The following is a 25,152-nucleotide window of genomic DNA, read 5'->3' on the forward strand; positions in this document are numbered from 1 at the left end:
TATGCGCACCGCCCATCAAACCTTGTTTTTATAATTGAAACTGATCTGCGAATTCTGTTCTTTCGGCAAACGTCGCGCCTCTAAATAAACCGATTTCCAGTACGGATTATTGAGCGAGGAACGCATTACCCCCTGACTCACCGAAGCGTGAAGGAATTGATGGTCGGTATCATAAAAGCCCACGTGCAGCTCGCGTTTAATGCGGAAAAAGACTAAATCACCGGGTTGCAAATGTGCCTGATCCACCGGCTTGCCCATGGCGATTAACTCTTTAGTGGTGACGCGATCCATAGGGATATTGAAGCGATCTTTCAACGTGCGCCAGACAAATCCAGAGCAATCGACGCCGGTTAATTGCGTGCCGCCCCATTGATATTTAGTCCCTTCCCACGAATGCATTTGATCGTGCAGCGCCGCAATCACCGGAATTAAATCCGGCTGCTTGCCACCATCAACTGAGGTATCAACGCTTTCTTCAGCAGGCGCATGCGAAGACTTAGAAGAACAACCGGCCAGGGTAAAAACAAACAGGCAGGCGATAACTTTGCTGGCGGCAGAATTGATCATGTGTTGGTGTTTTCGCTGAGGGAAACTGGGATGAGAGATTTATACCGTAAAGAAGTTGCAGAAATAAATAGCCGCGCCGCGAAATCTTTTAATTGCCGCTTGGTTTTACCTAAGTTTACGCAACGGTAACATCTTGTATTTGAGTTAAAAATCTATTTTACCGGCTGTGCTTTTTCTGTGCAGGAGAATATTTGCGCGCCTGCACAGAATGGCATCAATTTCGACTTACAGCTGTACGTTTAATACTTGCCGGAAAAATTGGCACTAATTCGCTGCGCCAGATAATCCTTTGCGGAAATAGGCGGATATTTTTTCTCCGGCCCTTCAATCATCACATCTTCGTTAGCCTGGCAAAAAAACGCCAGGCTGTAGCGTGCCGGCACCGATTCACCCGGCAGCGGATTACTGACGCGATGGAAATTAGATGGCAACTGATCATCACTCCAGCGCATCAACATATCGCCGATATTACAGGTAATTAAGCCTTCCAGCGGCGGGATCGGCGTCCAGATTTGCTCCTCCATTTCTCTGCCCGGACACACCTGTAACCCACCCTGCCCATCACGCTGGAATAGCAAGGTCAGGCAATCGAAATCGGTATGCGCACCTGCGCGCCACGGGCCATCGGGCTCGCCGCTAATAGCGAAGTAATGCAGCATACGCAGCGTACTTTGATAGGTTTCACGCGATGGTTCATGCGCCTTGGCAAAGAAATCGTCGGGGAATCCCAGCTTCAGGGCAAAACAGGAGAGCAAGCGCATGCCCACTTCCCAGCACTGACGCTCGAATTTCAGTACATCATGCTGGAAACCAGGCAAAGTGGCTTCATCCGGCCATAACCCTTCCATACGCGGGCGCGTTACCTGATACGACTCTTTTTGATCCGGTTTGCCGGTTGACGGACGGATCTGCGCGCGGTATTCCCAGCCCGCATTGCGGCGCAATGGATGGCGGCCTTTGTCACTTTGCGGCAGTGCAAAAAAGCGTTCTGCATTGGCAAAAGCCGCATTGATGTCGTCGAGGGGAATGCCATGCCCGGAAATCTGGAAAAAGCCGATCTCAGTGGCGGCTTGCCACAGCTGCTCCGCTATTTCCGGTTTACGTTGTTCAAAATCAGCGAGATCGATGATACGCACATCACGCGCGGCTTCCACGCCGCGCGCGCCCATGCGCGATTCTTTTGTCAGTTCATGCATGTCATAAGGGGTCTTTTCCATTGGTGCACCTCGTTATTGAGCGATAACGGATGACCCGCCCGCAGCGTGGCAGTCATCCCCGCGCCTGCTGAAAGTTGCAAGCGATCGAGCAATGACCCACCGGGTGAAACCACGGTTGACAGCTTCTACTCAGTTTTTAACAAAGCAAAGCCTGTGCCAGTTCGTAGCTCCTCTTTAAATCAATAAGTTAATTAATCTGTCGCGCCCTGACTGCACAATGGCGGTGCAAAAAGAGCCGGTTTGCCTCATCAATGATCAGAGGCAGAATTAAAAGTCGATCACTTTTACTATTTAATTGATTATTTTCATATGGTTACACGAATGGCATGCACTTTGCTAAATCGACACTGAGTATAAGCGGTCAGCGTGACACCACTTTCACGCAGGACATTGCTCTACAGCATTAGCTGTACCTCGTCAGGGGACGATGCTTTTTCCAGGCATCGTGAGCACGCCATGCGCCGCTACGCCCCTGATGACGACAACAAACTCAACGTTTATTGGGGGTTTTATGACAATGTCGCGTTTCCGTTTCTCCTTATTCGCTGCTCTGCTGAGCACCTCTGCACTTTCGCACGCCGCCGACAAACTGGTATTGCAAACCACCTGGGTCGCGCAGGCAGAGCAAGGCGGCTATTACCAGGCGCTCGCCACCGGTATCTACAAAAAGTACGGGCTGGAGGTTGAAGTGCGTTCCGGCGGACCGCAGCTGAATAACATGACGCTACTGCTGGCGAACCGTGCGGATGTGATCGTCAGCTACGACCTGCAAGTACTGCAGGGCATTGAGCGCAACTTCCCGCTAAAAGCCATCGCCGCGCCGTTTCAGTTTGATCCGCAAGGCATTGTTACCCATGGCGATGTGACGTCGCTGGATCAGCTCAAAGGCAAAACCGTGCTGGTGTCAGCCAGTGGACAAGCCAGCTGGTGGCCGTGGCTGAAAGGCAAATATCAGCTGCAGGATGGTCAGGCGCGCCCTTACACCTTCAATATGCAACCGTTCCTCGCGGATAAAAATACCGCGCAGCAGGCCTACGCCACATCCGAAGTGCAGCAAATCAAAGAGGTGCAGCCGGACAGCAAATTCTATCTTTTTGCCGATTATGGCTATCCGGCCTATGGCGGCATTCTGGTGACACGCGACGATTTACTGCAAAAAGAGCCTGAGGTCATGAAGCGTTTTGTCGCGGCATCGATGGAGGGCTGGAAATCCTACCTCGCCAATCCGGCCGCAGGCAATGCGCTAATCAAAAAAGAGAACCCGCAAATGACCGACGCAATTCTGGCCTTCGGCGTGTCGCAAATGAAAGCGCTGCACCTGATTGACGGTGGTGATGCGGCGAAGCAAGGTTTAGGCGTTATGACGGATAAACGCTGGCAGGCAACGCGCGACTTTATGGTCAACGCCGGTTTGCTTAAAGCCTCAACCGACTGGCAGCGCGCGTTTAGCACGCAGTTTGTCGCCGCGAAAGCGGAGTAAAGTTGCCATGAGCCAACTGTTAATTAAAAACTGTGCCGCGATTCTTACCGGCGATAAACAGCAACCGCGAAGTAGCGCGCGCGATATTCGTATCCGTGATGGTCTGATTGCGGAGATGGGCGAACTGAGCGCTGTCGCCGATGAAACGGTGATCGACGCCCGTGATTGCGTGGTCTATCCCGGCTGGGTCAACACGCATCATCATCTTTTTCAATCGCTGCTCAAAGGCGAGCCACAAGGTCTAAATCTTAGCCTCAGCGGCTGGCTGGCCGAGACGCCGTACCGTTTTCGTGGCGCTTTTGACGAGCAGACGTTTCGTATTGCCGCGCGCGTCGGTCTGGTCGAGCTGGTGCGTTCTGGCTGTACCACTATTGCCGATCATCACTATCTCTACTGGCCTGGTATGCCGTTTGATGGCGCAGCGATCCTGTTCGACGAAGCCGACAAACTGGGCGTGCGCTTCGTGCTCTGTCGCGGCGGTGCCACGCAAAGTCGCGGCTTAGAAAGCGACTTGCCCACCGCGCTGCGCCCGGAGAGCTTTCATAGCATGATGGCCGATGTCGACCGCCTGGTGGCGCGCTATCATCAACCGCAGGATCGCGCAATGCGCCGCATTGTGATGGCACCGACCACCACGCTGCACTCCACCACGCCGCAGGAACTGCGCGAAAGCGCGCGCCTGGCGCGTCAACTCGGTATTCGCCTGCATAGCCATCTTTCGGAAACCGTGGATTACCTCGATGCTGCGCGCACGAAGTTTGGTATGACGCCGCTGCAGTTTTGCGCCGAACACGATTGGATTGGTGACGATGTGTGGTTTGCCCATCTGGTGAAACTGCTGCCGGAAGAGATCGCGATGTTGGGTGCGGCTGGCAGTGGCATCGCGCATTGTCCGCAGAGTAATGCGCGCCTCGGTAGCGGCATTGCCGATTTGGTGGCGATGGAGCAAGCGGGCGTCAACATCTCGATTGGCGTCGATGGCGCGGCGTCGAATGAGGCGGCAGACATGCAAAGCGAAACCCACGCCGCCTGGCAGTTACAGCGTGCACGCAAAGGCATGCTGGCGCAGCCGCGCTATGCCGGTGGAACCTTTGAAGGCGGCGGCGACGCTGCCAGCATTGAAGATGTGGTGCGCTGGGGCACCTCAGGTGGCGCAAAGATTTTGGGCTTGCATACCGGCCGGATAGCAGCAGGCATGGCTGCGGATATCGCCGTCTACCGCCTGGACGATCCGCGTTATTATGGCCTGCACGATCCCGCCATTGGCCCGGTGGCCAGCGGTGGTCGCGCCAGTTTGCACGCGCTGATTTGTGAAGGAAAACTGCTGGTGCAGAATGACGTCATTGCCGGATTGGATTTGGCTGAACTAGGCCGCGATGCTGCGCAAGCGGTGAAAATCTTGCAGCAGCGCGCGGCAGGGTAAACGTGTTAAGCCGCTGCGTCTTTCTTACGCAGCGGTGATTCCGGTAAAAACAGCGACAGGATAAAGGCCAATAACATGACGCCAGTTGCCATTTGAAAGGCTGAGTGCACCGCATCACCAAACACCTGCAAATAGGCTTGTTGCACGTCATAAGGCAAATGATGCACCGCCTGCGGATCGAGCGCGCGCGGTAATGCATTGCCCTGTTCCACCAGCGTGGTCAGGCCCGATTTCAGCACCTGACTAAACACTGCACCAAACAACGCCACACCAATCGAACCGCCAACTGAGCGGAACAGCGTTACCGACGACGTGGCAACGCCGATGCGATCGGGCGTAACGGTATTCTGCACCGCCAGCACCAGCACTTGCATCACCATGCCCATTCCCATGCCCAACACGCAGGCAAACAGATAGATATGCCACATCGGCGCATCAATGGTTAGCGTGGTCAACAGCGCCATGCCGAGGGTCGCCAGCAAGGTGCCGCCTATCGGGAACAGACGATATTTACCGGTACGGCTAATAATGCGTCCGCTGGCGATAGAGGTCATCAGCAACCCACCCATCAGCGGCAACAGTTGCAAACCGGCTTCGGTCGGCGTGGAACCTTTTACCACCTGCAAATAGAGCGGTAAAAATGTCACGCTGCCGAACAGCGACATGCCGACGATAAATGCCATTAAACTGGCGAGGGAAAAACTGCGGTTACGGAACAGCGACAGCGGAATAATCGGTTCCCAGGCGCGGCGCTCCTCATAAATAAAACCGATCACCCCAATCACACCAAACGCCAGAATGCACCACAACAGTGGATCGGACCATGCGCGCAGCGTGCCGCCTTCGCTGGTAAACAGCGTGATGCCCACCAGCGCCAGGCTGAGAAACACCGCGCCAGGATAGTCAATCTCATGCGGCTTGCGCTTGTTGTCGGTCTTGAATACCGCGTTGATGATCACCAGCGCAATCAAACCCAGCGGCAGATTGATATAGAAAATCCAGCGCCACGACGCATGCTGCACAATAAAACCGCCCAGAAGCGGCCCGATGACGGTTGCCAGACCAAATACGCCGCCAAACAGGCCCTGATATTTGCCGCGTTCTTGTGGCGGGATCACATCGGCGACCGCCGCCATGCTTACTACCATCAAGCCACCACCGCCTAAACCTTGCAGTGCGCGGGTGAAAATCAACTGTTCCATATTCTGCGCCAGGCCGCACAGCGCCGAGCCAATCAGGAACAATACCACTGAAATTTGCAGTACCGTTTTGCGGCCAAACAAATCACCAAACTTGCCGTACAGTGGCACGACAATTGTCGAAGCCAGCATATAGGCGGTGACGATCCACGAGAGGCGATCGAGTCCGCCCAACTCGCCGACAATGGTCGGTAACGCGGTGGAGACGATGGTCTGATCCAATGCTGCTAACAGCATGACCAGTAATAAAGCGCCCATCAGTAAGCGGACTGAAGGAGGATTGTCCTTGCCGTGATCCGACTGCGGCGCGAGTGTTTGGGGTTGCATAACAGACACCAATTGTAATTAATTAAATACCCAATTAATATTAAACGCAGTCTGACATGAATCAAGTGAGTGAGTAAAGATGACCGCACGAAAAGTCCCTGCTGACGAAATGACTCACGCGGCAATACCTCGCCGCCCGGGCCGCCCACGGGGTGGCGCAATTAACGTGCAGCAGCGCGAACATCTGCTCGACATCACCTTAGCGCTGTATGCCGAAAACGGCATCGGTGAAACCTCGCTCAACGCCATTGCGCGTAAGGCGGGCGTGAGTCCGGCGATGCTCAATTACTATTTTCAATCGCGTGAATCCTTGCTGGATATCGTGGTTGAGGAGCGTTTTTTGCCGTTACGCCAGCGGTTGGTGGCGCACTTTATGGACGACCCGCGTGACCCTGTCACTACTTTCACCGCCTTTATTCATGAAGTGGCGGATATCGTCAGCACTCACAACTGGTTTGCACCGCTATGGATGCAGGAAGTGATGCAAGGTGAAGGCGGGTTAGGCCAGCAGATTAAAAAGCGCTTTGGTCACGGTGAGCGTGATGAGGTGAAAAACCTCATTGAAGGCTGGCAGCAACAAGGATTACTCAATGCTGAGCTGGAACCACAATTGCTGATGACCTCGATCCTTAGCCTCGTGCTGGTGCCCTTCACCCGCTTTGCTAACGATCTCACATTCAATCGTGAGCTTATTGTTCAACACACCTTGAGTCTTTTCTGCCAGGGCATCCGCCCCGCCTCGTAAGGTCGCCATGAATGGCGTAATGCTTGTCAGTTAAGAGATGAAAACCCCAACTACCCAGCGAACATATTGCGCGATAAATCGCGCCGCTACGGAATGTGCGGTAAATAAAACGGGGCTTAACTGATCGGCATTACGCCATGAATGGCGCACCTGCGTTTAATTCGCTGGGTTTTCGTAGAGTGCGCATTCATGCGCTCCTGCGTTTAATTCGCTGGGTTTTCGTAGGGTGCGCATTCATGCGCACCTGGATAGATACGCATTTTATGGCCTAAGTGTGCAGCATTATCCCTCTAGTGCGTCTCGCTAAAAATCAAATTTATCCTTAACAGGGGATAATCCTGTCATTATCCCCCACAAGGGATAAAGTTGACATTATCCCCTTTAAGGGATAAGTTGCCCATTATCTACCTGTGGGTTAATTTCAGCATAAAAGCGCTGGTGACAAGAGGATTCGCCATGATTTACAGTCCGCGCCAACTGGCTAATCACCTCAAACTCATTCGCCAACAAAATCATTGGACGCAAAGTGAGCTGGCGCAAAAAGTTGGCCTGAAACAATCCACCATTTCTCACTTTGAAAACAATCCCGACCTCACCACGCTCGCGACTTTGTTCAAAATCTTGCAGTCGCTTGATCTAAACATGAACGTCCAGGAAAAAGACGCCGCCATAACGGGTCAGGAGAATGACTGGTGAAGCAGGAATTGATCGCGTGGATGAACGGCGAACGCGTAGGCATCCTGACGCGCAACACCAATGGGGCGCATACTTTCCAATACAATCCGGGTTGGTTGAGCAATCGACTCGCCAGGCCGCTATCGCTGTCACTGCCGTTACAGTTGCCTGTGATTTCATCCGCCGCAGTACTCAATTATTTTGATAATTTACTGCCTGACAGCCCTTTAGTACGCGATCGCATCGTCGCGCGTTATCGCGCTAAATCACGTCAGCCGTTCGATCTGCTGAGCGAAATTGGTAAAGACAGCGTCGGTGCCGTGATGCTCCTGCCCCCGCAAAGTACACCCGCTGATTTAAGCCTGAACGCCGAACGGTTGGATGAACATAAGCTGGAACGTGTCCTATCGGCTTATCAGGCGGATATTCCATTGGGCATGATCAGTGAAGAACACGATTTCCGCATCTCGGTAGCGGGTGCTCAGGAAAAAACAGCCTTGTTGGCAATGGGGGAAGGCTGGGCCATTCCACATGGCGCCACGCCCACATCGCACATCATCAAATTGCCCATCGGTGAGATTAAGCAACCTTTTGCCACATTGGATATGCGTGAAAGCGTCGAAAATGAGTACCTTTGCCTGGCACTGGCGCGAGAATTGGGATTTGCTGTGCCTGATGCCAGCATCATTTACGCTGGCAAGATGAAGGCGTTGGCCGTGCAACGCTTTGATCGGCGCTGGAACCACCAGCAGACACAATTGCTGCGCTTACCCCAGGAAGACATGTGTCAGGCATTCGGCTTACCGTCAGCGCTGAAATATGAATCTGACGGTGGACCCGGCATTGCCGACATCATGCAATTCCTGATGGGATCCAGTAACGCGTTAGAAGATCGTTATTCCTTTATGAAATTCCAGGTATTCCAGTGGCTGATCGGCGCAACGGATGGTCATGCCAAAAATTTCTCTGTCTTTATCGAGCGCGGCGGAAGTTATCGTCTCACGCCTTTCTACGACATCATTTCTGTCTTCACATCGATGGGCGGAAACGGACTCAATATCCGCGATTTGAAACTGGCAATGAGTTTGAAAGCCAGCAAAGGCAGAAAAAATGAGATCGATAAAATTTTCCCGCGCCATTTTTTAACCACGGCAAAGGCGGTGAATTTTGATCTGAACCGAATGATTGAGATCATCGATTTCTTTATTGCTGAAATGGCAGTCGCGATGGAGCAAGTGACCCGAACATTACCCACGGATTTCCCGCAGCGTATTGTTGACCCCCTTTTTGACAACAGCTTGCGGATGTTAGCGCGTCTGCAAAAATAATTTTTCCCCGACCGAAACTTTCCTCCCGGCCCCAGCGAACTGAACTAATGAGTTATCCAATTCGGCATTTCTATACTTCGCAGGAGCAGAAAATGAAACGCATCAAATCCCTCGTTTGTACCCTGACCATGACAGCAGCACTGGGTCTTTCCGCGTTCAACGCCGGTGCCGCACTGCCGGTGGGCGCGAAAGCACCGAACTTTGAACTACAAGGCGCGTTAGCCGGTAAGCCCTTGACCTTCTCGCTGCAAAAAGCGTTGCAGAAAGGTCCGGTGGTGCTCTATTTCTTCCCGGCAGCGTTTAGCGCAGGTTGTACTATTGAAGCGCACGATTTTGCTGAAGCCACTGAGAGCTTCAGCAAAATGGGTGCCACGGTGGTGGGCGTGACCGCAGGCAATACCGATCAGGTCAGCGATTTTTCTAAACTGGAGTGCCGCGATAAATTTACTGTCGCCGCCGATCCAGGTGCAAAAGTGGCGGCGCAGTATCAAACCACTATGCAGATGAAAGGCAAAACCCTGTCCGATCGTACCTCCTACGTGATCGCGCCCGATGGCAATATTCTGCTGAGTTACACTGACAGAAACCCAGAAACGCATATTGATAAAGCGCTGGCCGCCGTTAAGCAGTACGACGCATCTCACCCACAAACTCACTAAGCAAAGAGGCCAGCGATGTTAACCGCCATGCTGGCCGCCTTCATCGGCGGCATCATTCTGAATTTAATGCCCTGCGTATTTCCGGTGATCTCGCTGAAAGCGCTCGGGCTGTTACGCCATACCGATAATGCCGCCAGCGCGCGTCGTGAAGGGTTAGGCTTTTTACTTGGCGTTGTGGTGACCATGATGGCGCTGGCGGGCATCTTGCTGGCGGCGCGCGCCGGTGGCGCCGCAGTGGGCTGGGGCTTCCAACTGCAATCGCCGCTGGTGATCGCGCTGCTGTCACTGGTCATCCTCGCCGCCGCGCTCAATTTGCTCGGGGTATTTGAAGTTGGCTTGTCAGTACAACGCGTCGGCTCGGTTGATGTCGGCCGCGGTGCCTTTACCCGCTCGGCGTTAACCGGTGCATTGGCGATCATCGTCGCAACGCCTTGTGCGGCACCCTTTATGGCCAGCGCCATCGGCTATGCATTGGTACAACCGCCTGCCGTTGCGTTGGTGATCTTCTTCGCGCTGGCGCTCGGCTTCGCCGCGCCATTCACGCTGGTATCGCTGTTCCCGGCGCTGGCTAAGTTCCTGCCGCGTCCCGGCGCATGGATGGATGTCTTAAAACGCGGCCTGGCGTTCCCGATGTTTGGCGCGTATGCCTGGCTGGTCTGGGTGCTTGCTCAGCAAGCGGGAAGCGCGGCACTGGCCACCTTGCTGGCGGCATCGGTGATTGTGGCTTTTGCAGGTTGGCTATACGGTATGGCGCAGCATCGCCACTTTGCGGGTAAAAGTCATAAGGTACTGTTTGCCGTCACGGCGGTACTGATTGTGGCGGTAATCGCCCCGCTTCCGAGCCTGATCAAACCCGGCGCAGGCCTGGCGGGCAATCAGCTGACGGCGGAGGTCACTAAAGCCAAATGGACGCCACAGGCGGTTGAAGCGCAGCGCGGGCATGGTAAAGCGATCTTTGTCGATTTCACCGCCTCGTGGTGCATCACCTGCCAGGTGAATGAGAAAACCTCGCTCTCCACCCAAGCCGTGAAAGATGCCATAACCAAAACCGGTACGCTGTACATGGTGGCAGATTCCACTAAATTTAACCCGGACGTCGATGACACGATGAGTGAATTCGGTCAGGGCGGATTACCGATGTATCTGGTGTACCCCGCCGATGGTGGACCGCCGAAAGTGCTGCCGCAGGTGCTAACACCGAGCATTGTGGTGAATGCACTTAATCAGGCGGCGGGCAAGAAGGCGTAACAACAACAAGGCGGATTATGCACACAAGCGATAGCGCGCGCGAAAGTTGGCCCGCGCTAATGGAACAGGCACAGGCGGGCGATCAGCTCGCCTATACCCGACTGCTGAAAGCGCTGGTGCCGGTGATTCGTTCGCAAACGCGCAAACAGATCGCTGACGATGCACTGGTAGAAGATGTGATTCAGGATGTGCTAATGACGGTACATCGGGTGCGTCACACCTATGATCCTGCCTACCCTTTTTTACCCTGGCTGATGGCGATCATCTCGGCGCGCGCTATCGATGCCCTGCGGAGACGGGGTCGCCATCAGCAGTGGGAAGTAAACGACGAATGGGTGCCGGAAGCGGCAAGTGCGTCGGACGCACTGCAGCAGGACACGCAGGAAGAGCTGGCCGGTTATCTGCGCCAGCTGCCTTCGCGTCAGCGCGAAATTGTCGAACATGTGCATCTGCGCGAAATGAGTCTGACGGAAGCGGCCGCGCATAACCATCTCAGTGTCGCAGCGGTGAAATCACTGCTGCACCGCGCATTAACCAATTTGCGCCGCTTTGGAGCCAATCATGACCGATCATAACCTGTTAATTGAAAAACTCGGTCGCGAGATGCGGCCGGTAAAACCGCTGCGATCCACCCGCTGGCGCGTCTGCGCCTGGCTATTGCTGGCTTTACCCTGCGGCATTGCTGCCAGCTTCCTGGTGCAGCGCAGTTTCACCGACTGGACGCAGCCCGGTGCGCTGCAGGCGATTCTGCAGCTGGTGCTGGCCTTTATACTCGGCACGCTGGCGATCCGCAGCGCATTTAATATGAGCATCGCCGGACGCCGCAGTATCAGCTGGAAAGCGCTACTGCCGATCGGTTTGTTGTGGCTCGGCATGAGCATCAGCCAGATTCCCGGCGAAGTGCCGCTGGTGCATGACAACGACAGCACACGCTGCTTTACTTTCCTGCTGGTGGTCAGCACACCGATGATGGTGCTGATGATCGTTAGCCTGCGCCGCACGCGAGCGCTATATCCGGTGCGCAGCTTAGCCATGGCGGGCTTGGGTGTTTCCTGCATGGCGGTTGCGCTATTGGCATTTTGCCATCCGGTGCACCTGCATCCACTGGATTTCATTATGCATCTGGCGGCGATAGTCACGATTGTGGCGATGACCGTGCTGGTGGGAAAACGTTGGGTGACGTTGAAGTGATCCGCGTGAAAGCGTGCGTTGCCTAAGTTAATTCTTGGGGGTGACAAGGCTGCGAAAAAGAATAAAAATCGGCTCAATCACATTGTAAAGGATACTTTTATAAACTATAGAATAATAGCAATACAATTAAATTCCCATCATTTACCTCATCCAAGGATATGTATGAAAAAATTAATTTTCGTATTATTAGCAAGCTCTGTATCTTTCAGTTCACTCGCTGCAGACCTGATGACAAAAGTAGAGTTTGAAAAGGTAAAAGATCAATATGTAGAGGTAGGAAACATTTCCACCTCAGGTGAAACCGATCCCGCGAGTGCGAGAGAGGAACTGTCTAAATTAGCCGATGAAAAAGGTGGCGATATTTATATCGTTACCTCAGCGAACACCAATAACAAAATACATGGTACTGCAATCGTTTATAAGAAAAAGTAATTGCAAAACTGCCTTTGCATGAGTATTTCACTAAGACTTATGTTAAGGCAGTACTTTCGCCTTTAATCAACGTTAATTCCGACTTAACGAATTCCCTGCTCAATCTTCAGTTAGCGCTGTTTCACTAATGATCGAGATACAGATAATGAACCCAGCTGGTCATGCGCAACAATACCTTACGCATAACTGAAACATGCGAAAAGTGTTCAGAGTAAACAGCCACCTGTGCAAAGATACCATCCGGTAACGCATCGACTGCCGCATCAGGATCCAATTCAACCACTGCCAGTACACCGTCCGAACCGGGGTCAATCGTCAGAGATTGTAAGGTTCCCTGAGCCTGATAAGTACCGCCCGAAACCACAGGAAGAATTCTTACCAGTCTTGCGCTGAATACTTGCCCTGGTAACGCATTAAATACCACCTCCGCTTCATCACCGGCCGTAAGACGCAATAACGAGTTTTGTCGAAACTGCGCAATAACCTGACGCTTCTGTTCGGGTATAAAAATCATCACTGGCCGCAGAGGTAAAGACGATGCAAAAGAGCCTGGACGGATCAAGACCTGCGTTATGTATCCATTGCTCGGCGCACGAATAATTGTTTGTTCAAGATTATATTGCGCTTCAGCTAACTGCGCTCTGAGGCTGACAATCTGTGATTGCTCTCCGCTTACCATACTATTCAGCTGACTTTTTATCTGCGTTTGTTCTGCAATCGACCCTTTTACCAATGCGTCCTGGGCGAGAAAGTTTTGCCTTGCATCATCAATATCTCTTTCAGAAAACGGATTGACACGCGCTTTACTGCCGGACAGATAGCGTTGGTAATTTTTGAATAAGCGGTCTCGTTCTGCACTCACATGTGACGTATTGGCGAGGGCCTCCTCTAATTGCCCACGTAACACGTGAATATTATGGATGGCGGTGACGAGATCAGCATTCAGCCTATCAACGCGTGCGCGGAATAGGGTTTGATCCAGGCGAAAAAGCATATCCCCTTTCCTAACCCGCATATTTTGTTTATCAGTGACCTCAGTAACAATACCCGTTACCTGAGGCGTGATGGGGATGGCGATAACCGCTTTCTGTGCCAAAGAAGTATAGGGATGATTATAATTCATCAGCAATATCAGGCTGCTGACCAGCACAATGCCGCCCAAGGCTGCCGTTGGGATTGACCATTTATTTACCGGTATTCTGAATATTTTGAAGATGGCCCATGCAAAGGCGACATAGGTCAATATAATCAGCAAGTCCATGATGTCACTCCGTCGGCGAACCCCGGTCTGCAGTCACTTTTTGTTCCAACGCGGTTATACGCTGTTCAAGCGACGCGTTCTTCGCCTCCATTCCCCAGCCCCGATCTGGCCGATATAGCGTGGCCCAAATCCATAAGAACGGCCATATGACGTGGAGTGTAAACAGGCTTACCCAGCCCGCAACGTGAATTGCATCCGCGTGAGGATGATTACGTGCTTTCGCAATCAGATAAGGGATATCGTGGAGCACAATTATCCCGTAAAAGATGACAAGAAAAACAAACACTAAAACCCCAAGCGCAAAGTAATTAAGAAACATAACAGCCTCGGATTTACGCTAAGCATATAAATCAATATAGACCGCATTAATTTTCCCGGGCATTTAATTAGTGAAATAATTTATTTAGCACCATCAATAAATAGCAAACCCGGCTTAACGCACTCAGGTTCATCACAAAAAACAAAACTTTTGAATGAAATAAATAGCCTGCTATGAATTTAATATGTACAAAATTAAACATGCTGTACAACTTTCACAGCCAAATGGAGAGTTAACGCATGTTTGTGCGCCATACTGCCAACATATTAACGTTATATAAATCATAAGATTGTATCTTGAGGGTTTTTAATTGCTAATTTATTAGCGCAACAGCATGCGATTTATTATTTCCACTGCTAAATTAAAAGTGACGTTTTTACGGTTGATTTTCACACGTGCGTAATAAAATCATTAAAAACCCCTGGGGGATTATATGCTCAACTCACAAAGCTTATTTATCAAACTGGGTATCATCTCGTTCTGTCTCATGCTCGCTGGATGTTCGTCTAAAGTTGCGGATACCCAACAGTATTCAGGCTTCATGAAAGATTACTCAAATTTAACGGAGGTTGAAACATCATCTGGACATCAGGTGCTTCGCTGGATCGCACCTGACTTTCGCATCAATCAATACAAAGATATTTATATGACGCCTGTTGTTTTCTATCCTCCGCCCGTGCCAAACAGTCGGGTCAGTGCAGCAACGCTGGAACAACTCAGGATGCAAATCGAACTGAAACTCAAAAATGCTGTGAACGCTGTCAAGCCATTGAGTAACCAACCACATGAAGGTGGACTGATCTTTAGCGTCGCTATTTCTGGTGTTTCAGCAGAAAACAAAGATATTCGGGTTTATGAATTGTTGCCGGTGACAGCGGTAATAGCTGGAACTATGACCGTCGCAGGGAAACGCTCCCAAAACACGTTCTTCTTTATCGAAGGTGTGCTGACAGATGTCTCTACTAATAAACCGGTCCTGAAAGTGGTGAGAAAAGCCTACGGTGGCACCATCTCAAACAGCACGGCAGCAATAACCTCTGCAGATTTAAAAAGTGCTGTTGATGATCTGGTTAAGGACGTCGCTAATTTTCCTAAACAATAAAGCTGCGAATGGTGCACCAATGAAGCAAACGGTGTAACTCAGTGAAAATTGCGTATAACTTCGAGCACGCCATTTATGATGAACTGCACGCCCATACACACCAATAAAAAGCCCATCAAACGTGAAATGGCTTCAATCCCGCCTTTCCCCACCCATTTCATAATCGCTCCGGAACTGCGTAGGGAAATCCACAGAATCACCGAGACGGACAAAAATATCAGCGTCGGCGCGACCATTACCACCCACGCTGGAAAATCTACGCCCGACCTGACGGTAGAAGCGGAACTGATAATCATTGCGATGGTCCCCGGCCCCGCAGTACTTGGCATCGCCAGCGGTACAAAGGCAATATTCACGCTATCAAGATTATCATCGGCAGCGCCCTGTTCTTCCTGCTTATGCCGGGCTTCGACGGAATGCCCAACCGGTTTCGCCGGAAAAAGCATGCGAAAACCAATGAAGGCCACAATCAATCCGCCCGCCATGCGCAGGCCGGGAATCGATATACCAAAGGTGTGTAGCACCGCACTGCCGGCGTACCACGTCACCATCATGATCAAAAAGACATAGATTGAGGCCTGCATCGCCTGGCGATTACGTTCCTGAAAATTCATATCGCCCGCAAGACCAAGAAACAGCGCTACGGTAGTGAGCGGATTGGCAAGGGGTAAAATTACCACCAATCCCAAACCAATAGCTTTAATTAGCTCAAGCATAGCGTGGTCCTTAAAATAATCAGAGGTCATGATGGGCGTAAAGTCAGCCGGTCGAGCATATTAATGAATAAAAAATAATTGAATACTGACAAGGATATATAGGTTAATAGGCAGAATGCTACTGACCTTCTGGAAGTATTCTAATCATAGGTGGTGATGAGCATAATTGAAAAGAATTAAAAAACAGATACAAGTCAAGCCCGCGTTATGCTCGAAAAGTGAGAGGAAAGAAAGGACTAATAAAAGGGCGGAATCATCAGGGCTAAAGCACAGCGTTTTTTATTTAGATGGCCACCCTAACTTATTAAAGCAGGGCTCGTTACTAATGCCGGATTTAAGGGCGGCCTCGGCGCGCCGCCCTTTTCTCTAAACGAGAACTTTACTGCGGAATTACCTTCTCCGCTTTCAGGCGATCAAACAGCTGGGTAAATGAATCCAGCGTGGAACGATAGCCGGTGAAGCCGGCTTTGCGGCTCTTGCTCATGTCGGTAAACGCTTCCATTGGACGGCCCAAATCCGCGTCGGTATGCCACCACGACGCCAGTTTGGTGATATCCGCCTCACGCAGCTGATAACGTTCCGCCACTTCACGCCATGCTGCCGGTGCATCCTGCATGCGTCCTTCCAACGGCATCATCTGCGCCGGGTACGCTGCCGCTTCCACACCGAAGTACGCAGCCAGACGTGGCCACAACCAGTTCCAGCGGAAGACATCGCCGTTCACCGCGTTGAAGTCCTGATTGGCCGCTTCTGCCGCGGTCGCGGCCCACAGTAACTGTTCCGCCAGCAAACCAGCATCGGTGACATCGGAAACGCCGTTCCACTGTTCTGGCGAACCCGGGAAGATGAACGGCAAACCTTGCTCGCGGCACAGCGTGGCGTATACCGCCAGCGTCTGGCCCATATTCATCGCGTTACCCAGCGCAAAGCCAACGATAGAGTGCGGACGATGCACGCTCCAGCGATAGCCATATTTCTCCGCGCCAGCAAATACTTCATCTTCCTGAGCGTAATAGAAGTTATCAACCGGCTGGCGGCCCTGCTCTTCGCGGAAGGGTGTTACCGGCACCGCACCTTTACCGTAGGCTTCAAACGGACCGAGGTAGTGTTTCAAGCCGGTCACCAGCGCCACATGCGCGCCGTTCAGGCGCTCGCCCAAGCCTTCAATGACGTTGCGCACCATCGCGCCATTGACGCGGATATTCTCTTTTTCGTTTTCCTGGCGAGACCAAACGCTAAAGAACAGTGCATCTGGTTTTTCCTGCGCCAGTGCGGCATGTACCGCGTCTGCATCAGTCAGATCGGCCGTCAGACTGCGGCAGCCTTCCGGCACCGCGCCACGCCCGCGCGATAAACCCGTTACCTGCCAACCTTCGCGCTGTAATTTTTCCGCCAGCGCACGACCAATCACGCCGCTGATGCCTACAATCAATGCCTGCTTTTGCATTTTAATTCTCCTCAGTTACAGTAACGCTAAGTCTACTAGAGAATTTAATTCCTATCTGTGGCATTAATTCACAGCATTCACAACCTGAGTTCATGAATACATGCACGATCAGCGCCTGAAAGATATTGTTCCCTTTGTTGCCAGCGTCGAGGGTGGCAGCTTTGCCGCCGCCGCCGAACGCCTGCATCTCACCGGTTCAGCAGTCAGTAAAAGCGTGACACGGCTGGAAACCCGCCTCGGCTCGCGCCTGCTGGAGCGCACCACGCGCAGCCTGAAACTCACCGATGCCGGTAACGCCTATTACCAAACCTGTTTGCGCATTATGGAGGAGCTGGCAGAAGCCGAAGCGGTGCTAGCGGCGCAGCGCTCCATTCCCTCCGGGCGTTTGCGACTGGCGGTGCCCAATACCTACGGACGCTTGGGTGTTATGCCGCTGTTGATTCCGTTTTGCCAGCAGCATCCGGACGTGGAGCTCAATCTGACCTTCTCGGATCGCTTTATCGATCTGTTTGATGAAGGGATTGATGTTGCGGTGCGCATTGGTGGATCGCCGGATCTGCCCGCCTCGCTTGGCTGTCGCCAGATGGGACGCGAACGCATGGTGTTTTGCGCGTCACCCGATTATCTGGCACGCGTGGGGCGGCCCAATAATGAAGCCGAATTGTTGCAACATCAGGCGATCATGTACGAACGCGTCGATGGCAGCACCAAGCCGTGGCTGTTCACCACGGAAGATGGCTATCCGCACTGGCGTAACCTGCCGCACCGAATGGCGCTGGGGGATGTGGATGCGCAGGTACAGGCTGTATGTGGCGGATTGGGTGTGGCACAGATGCCATCGTGGCTGGTGCGTGAACCGCTGGCACGCGGCGAGCTGGAGATCATTCTGCCCGAGCAACAGCCGGACGGATTGGCCCTAACGCTGATATGGCCACGCCGCAAGCAGCTGCTACCTAAAGTGGATGCGCTACTGGCAGCGTTAGAAGGATTACAGATCAGATAAGAATAAAGGTCAAAAGAGCGCGATGAATCGCGCCGCTACGGCATGTGCACGTGGTTGTAGCGGCGCGATTCATCGCGCTTACTTTATCAGCGGTGATTTAGCCTACGCGACAACCTGTCGCCAAAGAACTGCAGCACCGTCACCAGCGCCACCAGCACCACAATCACCGTCAGCATTACCTGCATATCAAAGCGCTGATAACCGTAGCGATACGCCAAATCCCCCAACCCACCCGCGCCAATGGCACCCGCCATCGCCGAGGCGTTAATCATCGTCACCAGCGTAATGGTAAACCCGCTGACGATGCCGGGCCGCGCTTCGGGCAGCAGCACATGCCAGATAATATGCCAGCGATGGAATCCCATCGCTTGCGCCGCTTCGGTCAGCCCTTTATCCACTTCACGCAGGCTCACTTCGGCGATACGCGCAAAGAATGGCGTCGCTGCCAATGTGAGCGGCACCACTGCCGCCCATACGCCGTAGGTGGTCCCGACGATCCAGCGGGTGAAGGGGATTAGCGCCACCATCAGAATCAAAAACGGGATCGAGCGGAACAGGTTCACTCCCCAGCCGAGCACGCGATTCAACAGCGGGCTCGGGAAAAGATCGTCGCGTCCAGTCACCACCAAAATCACGGCCATTGGCAATCCCAGCGCCAGCGCCAGCAGCGACGACACCCCCACCATCAGCAGCGTATCCAGTAGCCCAACCCATAAACGATCAATAGCCAGTGACATAACCGGGTATCTCCAGTTGATCAGCGAGTGAGATTAACACTGCTCGCGCAGGGTCAGATTCATGCCGCGCATCAAGAAGCAGCAACATTTGCCCGGTCGGTTTGCTGTCCACCCACTCCACCGCGCTGAATAACAGGGTCAGTTGCCCGCCAACGCGCGCACTGAGCGCCGCCAAATCCGGTTGCGCCCCCTGTCCGGTATAGCGCAGGCGCACCAGCAGACGTGAATCAGCATGCTGACGCGTCGGCGTCAACAGCGGTTGAATGGCTTCCGGTAGCGCGCTGAACAGCGGATTGAGCAGTTGTCGCGTGGTCTCTTGCTGCGGATCGCTGTAGACCTGCCACACCGGCCCGCGCTCAATGATTACGCCCTGATCGATCACCGCCACCTGATGGCAGAGATCGTGCACCACATCCATTTCATGCGTAATCAACACGATAGTGATATGACGCTGCTGATTGATCTTCTTCAGCAGCGCCAGAATTGAGCGCGTGGTTTCCGGATCGAGTGCCGAGGTGGCTTCATCACACAGCAGCAGTTCAGGATCGTGCACCAGCGCGCGTGCAATGCCGACGCGCTGCTTCTGCCCACCGGACAATTGCGCGGGCCACGCGTGCTGGCGCTGTTCAAGGCCCACCAGCGCCAGCAACTCATCCACTTTACGCCGCCGCTCAGCCGCAGGCACGCCCGCCACTTTCATCGGTAGCTCGATGTTTTCACGCACCGTTTTCGCCGACAGCAAATTGAAGTGCTGGAAAATCATGCCAGTACGGCGTCGCCAATCCACCAGCTGACGATCGCTCAGCGTGCCAAGATCGACACCGTCAATCACCACCTGACCGCGGGTGGGATTTTCCAGCCGATTGAGGCAACGGATCAGCGTTGATTTGCCGGCGCCGCTGCGTCCAATGATGCCGAAAATCTCGCCGCGCTTAACCTGCAGATCGACCTCTTTTAGCGCTTCCTGGGTTTGTCCGGGATAGCGTTTACTCAAGCCACGAATCTGCACATGCACTTTCCCTGCCGTCTCGGCCGTCGGCGAGAGCAGCGCATCGCGCTCGCCGGGTAGCGTCAGGCTAACCATACTTACTGGCTCCAGCCCGGCTGATACAGCTTGCCGTAGAAGTCATCGAGTTTGGCGCGCACCACTGGCGAATGCTGATAGATATCAACGAACTTCGCCAGACGCGGATCGTTCTGATGACCGTCGCGGATCACGAACTGAATCACGTATTCCGGATGCTCCAGACCATCAAACAGCAGCGCGCTGTTCGGGTCGACGGTCTTCGACAGGCGCAGATAGTGCGGATATCCCTGGGCTAAATCGACTTCATCCAGCGAACGCGACAGCTGCACCGCTTCCACTTCGATAATCTTCAGATGCTTCGGATTGCTGACGATATCGTCCACGGTAGATTTGAGACCCGCGCCCGGTTTTAAGCTAATCAGTCTGGCTTTTTGCAACAGCAGCAGGCCGCGCGCACCGTTGATGGGATCGTTGGCGATCGCCACCGTGCCGCCGTCGGGGATCTGATCAATCGCGGTATGTTTCTTCGAATAAAGTCCGATGTTGTTGATGATCGCCGGCGCGAACGGCACCAAATGGAATCCGCCCTGCTGGTTAGCATTCTCAAGGAACGGTTTATGCTGGAACAGGTTCACATCGATATCGCCATTCTCCACGCTGACGTTCGGCGCGGTCCAGTCAGTGAACTCCACCAGCTCAACATTCAACCCTTGTTTTTTCGCCTCGGCAACCGCAGTTTCCAGCGGCGGCGCAAAGGCCGCGGTGGTGCCGACTTTCAACGGTCCGCTGTAATTTTCGGCGGCGACGGCGCTAAACGCCAGCAGTGCGACGCTGGCAGCCAGCGCAAAATGACGTGCAATTTTCATATCAGATCCCAGAGGTTAAATTAACGAAGGTTAACGCCGTCGCGCCAGCGCGCCGCCGGATGGCGATCGGGCAAGCGGTCCTGTTGTTGAAAAATTTTCTGCCGTAACGAACCGGGCTGATACGCGGTCTTGAAGCGACCGCGCTGCTGTAATTCTGGCACCACCAGATCGATGAAATCGCGGTAGCTCTGCGGATTGAGGATGCGCGTCAGGTTAAAGCCGTCGATATCGCCTTCATCGATCCACTTAATTAACGCATCCGCCACCTGGCTGGGATTACCGACGATCAGCGGATAACGACTGCCCATCGCGTGCTGCTCCAGCAAACGACGGCGCGTCCAGCCGCTGAACGCTTTGCTCACTGATTCTATGGCCCGTGTGTCGCCGGTCTGAATCGGCTCATCGAGTTCGAATGCCGCCAAATCCAGACCAATCGAGCTGGAGAAGTGTGCGATGCCCGCTTCCGGGCTGGTATATTCGAGATAGCTTTGATGCTTTTCCTGCGCCTCGCGTTCAGTAGGCGCGACAATCACGCTGACGCCCATAAAGATGCGCAGATCGTCAGGATGGCGTCCGGCCTCCACCGCCGCCTGGCGCAGACGCGTTGATTGCTCGCGCATCGCCGCCGGTGATGCGGCATTCACAAAGCTGCACTCGGCGTGTCGTCCGGCGAATTGCACGCCGCGCGCCGAGGAGCCGGCCTGGAACAGCAGCGGCGTACGCTGCGGCGACGGGCTGCTCAGGTGATAACCCTGCACCTGATAAAACTCGCCCTGATGATTGATCTGATGAATTTTGTTGGCGTCGGCGTAGCGACGATTCGGCTTATCCTGCACCAGGGCGTCATCCTGCCAGCTGCCTTCCCACAGCTTATAGGTCACATCCAGGAATTCCTCGGCCTGATCGTAGCGGCGGTCGTGCGCCAGCAGCTGTTGCTGGCCCATCGCACGCGCGGCGCTATCAAGATAACCGGTGACGATGTTCCAGCCGATGCGCCCTTTGGTCAGGTGATCGAGCGTGGAAAGGCGGCGCGCGAAGGGATACGGCGCTTCATAACTCAGGTTGGCGGTGACGCCAAAACCAAGATGCTGCGTAACACTGGCCATGCCGGAAATCAGCATCAGCGGATCGTTAACCGGCAGCTGAATCGACTCTTTGGCAGTCAGCCCAATCCCTTGCTGATAGACGTCATACACGCCGAGTATGTCGGCGATAAACAACCCATCAAATAACCCGCGCTCCAGCAAACGTGCCAGATCCAGCCAGTAATCGAGCGCGTTGAAATCCACCGAACGATCCTGCGGATGCGTCCACATGCCGTGATGAATGTGCCCAACACAGTTCATGTTGAAGGCGTTAAGGAGAATGTGTTTTTGGCTCATATCGTCCCCCGGCGCGGCGGCAACACGCCATTTAGCAGGTAGTTGCCGATTGCCGGATATTTCCAGCGCACCGGATCGTGCAAGGTGTGGGTGCGCGCATTGCGCCAGTGGCGATCAAAGTTGTGTTCACGCAGGCTGGAACGCGACCCACCGAGTTCAAACAGCAGATTGCTGGCTTCCAGCGACACTTCGGTGGTCCAGGCGCGCGCCTTCGCCACTTCCACCGAGGCCAGCGCGACATTTTCAGCGCTGGGATCGCGCTGTGCCACGTCAACCGCGTCGCCGGCAATCGCCAGCAGCGCATCGCCCGCGCTCAAACGCGCGGCCAGGCGACCGGTACGATCGAGTGTGAGCGGATCGTCGCTGGCGCGTTCCACGCCGCTGTCCGGCCACGGTCGCGCGCGCTGGCGCAGGAAATCGAGCATGTCGTTAAACGCCGCTCGCGCGATGCCCTGATCAATAGCCGCATGCATGATCTGCGCAAACGGCCCAACGGTAGTGGGACGCTCAAACGCCGTTTGGAACGGCACCACGTCTTCCGCTGCAATCGCTACGTCGCGGAACTGCACGCTGCCGCTGCCAGTAGTGCGCTGACCAAAGCCGCTCCAGTCATCGATCACGTTGACGCCCGTTTGCTGGCGCGGCACAAACACCAGCTGTTCTTTACCGTCATCGGCAATCGCCAGCGTCGGAATACGGTCGGCATACAGCGCGCCGGTGCAATAAAACTTATTGCCGTTGAGGCGCAAGCCTTCCGCCTGCTGGGAAACCGCAGTAGAACGCTGATGCGCGGCAGGCGAACTGAATTCCGCCAGCGCATTGCCGTGATGCACACCTTCCAGTACTTCGGCGTAGAGCCGCTGTTTCTGCGCCTCGCTGCCGTTGATGCGCAGCACTTCCAGCGCATAAAAATGGTTCTGCGGCACCTGACCAATCGACCCGTCAGCGGCGCTTAAAATCACGAAAATCTCGGCCAGTTCCGCGGTGGAAATCTCGATGCCGCCAAAGGCGTGCGGCACGGTGATGGCACCGAGGCCGGATTGAAACAGCTGCTGCAATTCAGCGTGCGGCAGTTCTCTTTCACGGTCGCGCTGGGCAGAACCGGCACGAAAACGGTGCGCCAGTTCCTGCGCAACCTGCAACGCCTGCGGGGCATTTTTAATGCGCGTCGCGCGCTGTTTAGGCGATACCTGCGTCATGGTTGCTCCTTAAATCCAGGCATGACGCGCAGGCAGCGCATCATTGAGGTAATAGTTGCCGATGGCGTGGGTTTTCCAGCGCACCGGATCGTGCAACGTGTGGGTACGTGCATTGCGCCAGTGACGATCGAGTCCGTGGCGCAGCAGGGTGCCGCGACTGCCGCCCCATTCCAGTAGTTTCTCGCTGGCACGCAGCGCCACTTCAGTGGTCAGCACTTTGGCTTCTGCCACCGCAATCGATGCGCGTGCGCAGTTTTCGGCGGTCAGCGATTGCTGATCGATGCTGTCGAGCACACGAGCGGCACGCGTCAGCAGCGCGTTGGCGGCGCTGAGTTCGGTGCTGATGCGGCCCACATCGGCAAGGATGTAAGGATCGTCGGCATTGCGGCTGACATTGGCATCAACCCAAGGCCGCGAGCTGCTGCGCACAAACTCCAGCGCCTCATCCAGCGCGCCTTGCGCAATACCTGCATCAATCGCCGCCTGAATCAACTGTGAAACCGCACCGCGTAGCGTCGGTTTCCCGGCATCGGGCAGCGGCATCAGCAACGCCGGATCAACGACAACCTGCTGCAGTTTTACCGTACCGCTGGCGGTGGTGCGCTGACCGATACCAGACCAGTCATCAACAATCTCTACACCCGTCGCTGGCAGCGGAATAAATGCCATTTTAGGCTGCTGATCGTGCATCGCAGTGGTGACCAGAATGTCGGCAAACAGCGCGCCCGTAGAGTAGAACTTCTCGCCAGTGAGCTGCACGCCCTGTGACGTTGTCACCAGTTGAGCCTGCACATCACGCGTATGTTTGGTGTTTTTTTCCGGCCCGCCGTTACCGAGACGCTTGCCCTTCACCACCGCACTAAGTAGCTGCTGCTGTTGCGCCGCAGATCCTTCGCCGAGGATGAACTGAATCAGGCCAAAGTGGTTTTGTGGGATTTGCCCCAGCGACGGATCGCTGGCGGAGATCAGTCGAAACACCTCGGCCATGGTCTGGAAAGACAAACCTGCACCGCCAAATTCGCGCGGCACGCTGATGCTGCCAAGGCCCAATGCGGTGAATTGGTTGAGCAGCGCGATGGGGTAGATACGTTGTTGATCGCGCTCAACAGCGCCGCCTTTCGCCTGCTCGGCCAAATGGCGTGCGGCGGCGATGGCTTGTGCGTCGCTGTTTAATACCGCCGCGCGGTTAATAATCTCGTCACTGTTTTGCGTCATAGCTGATTTCACTTTTACTGCACAGCGAATAGTAAGCCTGCACTGTAAAAGCCAGCAGGCCGTGGAATGAATAACGGATTGAAAGCGATGATAATCAGCGGGGTTAAAACAAGTAAATAGCGCGGTTATGCTATATCCGGCAATGCGTTGCCATAATTAAGCTATCGATTTTTAGAGGCACAACAACAGGCTACAGGCGGCGCTGCGGGCAATTGATGAGTATTAAAAATTGGCGAGTTATTCTTAAGATCAAATAACGCTATTGAATATTAAAAACCGCATATAGTCATTTGTAGGGTCGCCATTAATGGCGACCTTACGAAAGCCAGAGCTTATTCTATACGGTCGCCATTAATGGCGACCGTACGATGACAATACGACCGAATA

The 25,152-nt window shown here is 53.9% G+C and carries 25 protein-coding genes; 12 read left to right on the plus strand and 13 right to left on the minus strand.

Going from position 1 to position 25,152, the window contains the following annotated elements; genetic code table 11:
* Positions 1 to 15 precede the first annotated feature (15 nt).
* Together AC6I8K_RS21250 and AC6I8K_RS21255 are read right to left on the minus strand one after the other, a co-directional pair.
* Positions 16 to 567 carry a C40 family peptidase gene (locus AC6I8K_RS21250; RefSeq protein ID WP_064739935.1) on the minus strand — a complete coding sequence of 184 codons (552 nt, stop codon included), beginning with the start codon at positions 565 to 567 and terminating at the stop codon, positions 16 to 18.
* Between the two features lie 239 nt (positions 568 to 806).
* Positions 807 to 1,784: an isopenicillin N synthase family dioxygenase gene (locus tag AC6I8K_RS21255; protein ID WP_064739934.1), complete on the minus strand. Its 978-nt coding sequence runs from the start codon at positions 1,782 to 1,784 to the stop codon at positions 807 to 809.
* 517 nt (positions 1,785 to 2,301) lie between these two features.
* Between AC6I8K_RS21255 and AC6I8K_RS21260 the strand changes: the two genes are divergently transcribed.
* Both AC6I8K_RS21260 and AC6I8K_RS21265 read left to right on the plus strand, forming a co-directional pair.
* Positions 2,302 to 3,264, plus strand: coding sequence for an ABC transporter substrate-binding protein (locus AC6I8K_RS21260; protein WP_483818502.1), 963 nt, complete (start codon positions 2,302 to 2,304; stop codon positions 3,262 to 3,264).
* Positions 3,265 to 3,271: 7 nt separating this feature from the next.
* Complete coding sequence (locus AC6I8K_RS21265) at positions 3,272 to 4,687, plus strand: amidohydrolase family protein (RefSeq protein ID WP_497827529.1); 1,416 nt, start codon at positions 3,272 to 3,274, stop codon at positions 4,685 to 4,687.
* A 5-nt stretch (positions 4,688 to 4,692) separates the two neighbouring features.
* Here AC6I8K_RS21265 and AC6I8K_RS21270 read toward each other — a convergent pair whose 3' ends face one another.
* Positions 4,693 to 6,213 carry an MDR family MFS transporter gene (locus AC6I8K_RS21270; protein WP_497827530.1) on the minus strand — a complete coding sequence of 507 codons (1,521 nt, stop codon included), beginning with the start codon at positions 6,211 to 6,213 and terminating at the stop codon, positions 4,693 to 4,695.
* A gap of 79 nt (positions 6,214 to 6,292) precedes the next feature.
* Here AC6I8K_RS21270 and AC6I8K_RS21275 point away from each other — a divergent pair, with 79 nt between their 5' ends.
* The 8 genes from AC6I8K_RS21275 to yahO all read left to right on the plus strand — a co-directional run bounded on the left by AC6I8K_RS21275 (position 6,293) and on the right by yahO (position 12,491).
* Positions 6,293 to 6,958 (plus strand): TetR/AcrR family transcriptional regulator, encoded by a 666-nt coding sequence (locus AC6I8K_RS21275; protein ID WP_483818337.1) that lies wholly within the window; start codon positions 6,293 to 6,295, stop codon positions 6,956 to 6,958.
* Between the two features lie 456 nt (positions 6,959 to 7,414).
* The gene (hipB, locus tag AC6I8K_RS21280; protein WP_497827531.1) at positions 7,415 to 7,654 is read left to right on the plus strand and encodes a type II toxin-antitoxin system antitoxin HipB; all 240 of its coding nucleotides are present in this window, start codon (positions 7,415 to 7,417) and stop codon (positions 7,652 to 7,654) included.
* Positions 7,648 to 8,961 carry a type II toxin-antitoxin system HipA family toxin gene (locus tag AC6I8K_RS21285; protein WP_497827671.1) on the plus strand — a complete coding sequence of 438 codons (1,314 nt, stop codon included), beginning with the start codon at positions 7,648 to 7,650 and terminating at the stop codon, positions 8,959 to 8,961. The genes hipB and AC6I8K_RS21285 overlap by 7 nt, the downstream gene beginning before the upstream one ends.
* Positions 8,962 to 9,053: 92 nt before the next feature.
* A complete protein-coding gene (locus AC6I8K_RS21290; protein ID WP_497827532.1) occupies positions 9,054 to 9,620 on the plus strand; it encodes a peroxiredoxin in 567 nt (188 codons plus the stop codon).
* Positions 9,621 to 9,635: 15 nt separating this feature from the next.
* Positions 9,636 to 10,868 carry a protein-disulfide reductase DsbD family protein gene (locus AC6I8K_RS21295; RefSeq protein WP_497827533.1) on the plus strand — a complete coding sequence of 411 codons (1,233 nt, stop codon included), beginning with the start codon at positions 9,636 to 9,638 and terminating at the stop codon, positions 10,866 to 10,868.
* A gap of 17 nt (positions 10,869 to 10,885) precedes the next feature.
* A complete protein-coding gene (locus tag AC6I8K_RS21300; protein WP_064739926.1) occupies positions 10,886 to 11,443 on the plus strand; it encodes a sigma-70 family RNA polymerase sigma factor in 558 nt (185 codons plus the stop codon).
* Entirely contained in the window at positions 11,430 to 12,059 is a 630-nt protein-coding gene (locus AC6I8K_RS21305) for an NrsF family protein (protein ID WP_497827534.1), read from the plus strand. Before AC6I8K_RS21300 ends, AC6I8K_RS21305 begins: the two co-directional genes overlap by 14 nt.
* 162 nt (positions 12,060 to 12,221) lie before the next feature.
* Positions 12,222 to 12,491 (plus strand): DUF1471 family periplasmic protein YahO, encoded by a 270-nt coding sequence (gene yahO, locus AC6I8K_RS21310; protein ID WP_483818332.1) that lies wholly within the window; start codon positions 12,222 to 12,224, stop codon positions 12,489 to 12,491.
* Between the two features lie 124 nt (positions 12,492 to 12,615).
* On the opposite strand, the gene AC6I8K_RS21315 is transcribed toward yahO, so the two are convergent.
* A complete protein-coding gene (locus AC6I8K_RS21315; protein WP_497827535.1) occupies positions 12,616 to 13,752 on the minus strand; it encodes an HlyD family secretion protein in 1,137 nt (378 codons plus the stop codon).
* A 4-nt stretch (positions 13,753 to 13,756) separates the two neighbouring features.
* Positions 13,757 to 14,071, minus strand: a complete 315-nt coding sequence (locus tag AC6I8K_RS21320; protein ID WP_497827536.1) for a DUF3302 domain-containing protein — start codon at positions 14,069 to 14,071, stop codon at positions 13,757 to 13,759.
* Positions 14,072 to 14,504: 433 nt separating this feature from the next.
* On the opposite strand from AC6I8K_RS21320, the gene AC6I8K_RS21325 reads away from it, so the two are divergent.
* Positions 14,505 to 15,173, plus strand: coding sequence for a DUF3313 domain-containing protein (locus AC6I8K_RS21325; RefSeq protein WP_497827537.1), 669 nt, complete (start codon positions 14,505 to 14,507; stop codon positions 15,171 to 15,173).
* Between the two features lie 38 nt (positions 15,174 to 15,211).
* Here AC6I8K_RS21325 and AC6I8K_RS21330 read toward each other — a convergent pair whose 3' ends face one another.
* Together AC6I8K_RS21330 and AC6I8K_RS21335 are read right to left on the minus strand one after the other, a co-directional pair.
* A complete protein-coding gene (locus AC6I8K_RS21330) occupies positions 15,212 to 15,889 on the minus strand; it encodes a MarC family NAAT transporter (RefSeq protein ID WP_497827538.1) in 678 nt (225 codons plus the stop codon).
* Between the two features lie 379 nt (positions 15,890 to 16,268).
* A complete protein-coding gene (locus AC6I8K_RS21335; RefSeq protein WP_064739923.1) occupies positions 16,269 to 17,336 on the minus strand; it encodes an SDR family oxidoreductase in 1,068 nt (355 codons plus the stop codon).
* Between the two features lie 100 nt (positions 17,337 to 17,436).
* On the opposite strand from AC6I8K_RS21335, the gene AC6I8K_RS21340 reads away from it, so the two are divergent.
* The gene (locus tag AC6I8K_RS21340; protein WP_064739922.1) at positions 17,437 to 18,339 is read left to right on the plus strand and encodes a LysR family transcriptional regulator; all 903 of its coding nucleotides are present in this window, start codon (positions 17,437 to 17,439) and stop codon (positions 18,337 to 18,339) included.
* An 86-nt stretch (positions 18,340 to 18,425) separates the two neighbouring features.
* On the opposite strand, the gene AC6I8K_RS21345 is transcribed toward AC6I8K_RS21340, so the two are convergent.
* The 6 genes from AC6I8K_RS21345 to AC6I8K_RS21370 are packed head-to-tail and all read right to left on the minus strand — an operon-like array spanning position 18,426 to position 24,765.
* Positions 18,426 to 19,076: a methionine ABC transporter permease gene (locus tag AC6I8K_RS21345; RefSeq protein ID WP_497827539.1), complete on the minus strand. Its 651-nt coding sequence runs from the start codon at positions 19,074 to 19,076 to the stop codon at positions 18,426 to 18,428.
* The gene (locus AC6I8K_RS21350; RefSeq protein ID WP_497827540.1) at positions 19,060 to 20,160 is read right to left on the minus strand and encodes a methionine ABC transporter ATP-binding protein; all 1,101 of its coding nucleotides are present in this window, start codon (positions 20,158 to 20,160) and stop codon (positions 19,060 to 19,062) included. Before AC6I8K_RS21350 ends, AC6I8K_RS21345 begins: the two co-directional genes overlap by 17 nt.
* Before the next feature lie 2 nt (positions 20,161 to 20,162).
* Positions 20,163 to 20,969, minus strand: coding sequence for a MetQ/NlpA family ABC transporter substrate-binding protein (locus tag AC6I8K_RS21355; protein ID WP_497827541.1), 807 nt, complete (start codon positions 20,967 to 20,969; stop codon positions 20,163 to 20,165).
* 20 nt (positions 20,970 to 20,989) lie between these two features.
* A complete protein-coding gene (locus AC6I8K_RS21360; protein ID WP_497827542.1) occupies positions 20,990 to 22,351 on the minus strand; it encodes an LLM class flavin-dependent oxidoreductase in 1,362 nt (453 codons plus the stop codon).
* Positions 22,348 to 23,550, minus strand: a complete 1,203-nt coding sequence (locus AC6I8K_RS21365) for an SfnB family sulfur acquisition oxidoreductase (protein ID WP_497827543.1) — start codon at positions 23,548 to 23,550, stop codon at positions 22,348 to 22,350. The genes AC6I8K_RS21360 and AC6I8K_RS21365 overlap by 4 nt, the downstream gene beginning before the upstream one ends.
* A 9-nt stretch (positions 23,551 to 23,559) precedes the next feature.
* A complete protein-coding gene (locus AC6I8K_RS21370; RefSeq protein WP_483818323.1) occupies positions 23,560 to 24,765 on the minus strand; it encodes an SfnB family sulfur acquisition oxidoreductase in 1,206 nt (401 codons plus the stop codon).
* Between the last annotated feature and the right edge of the window lie 387 nt (positions 24,766 to 25,152).

The sequence above is a fragment of the Pantoea sp. X-Soil-ISGK-421 genome (genome assembly GCF_059730785.1).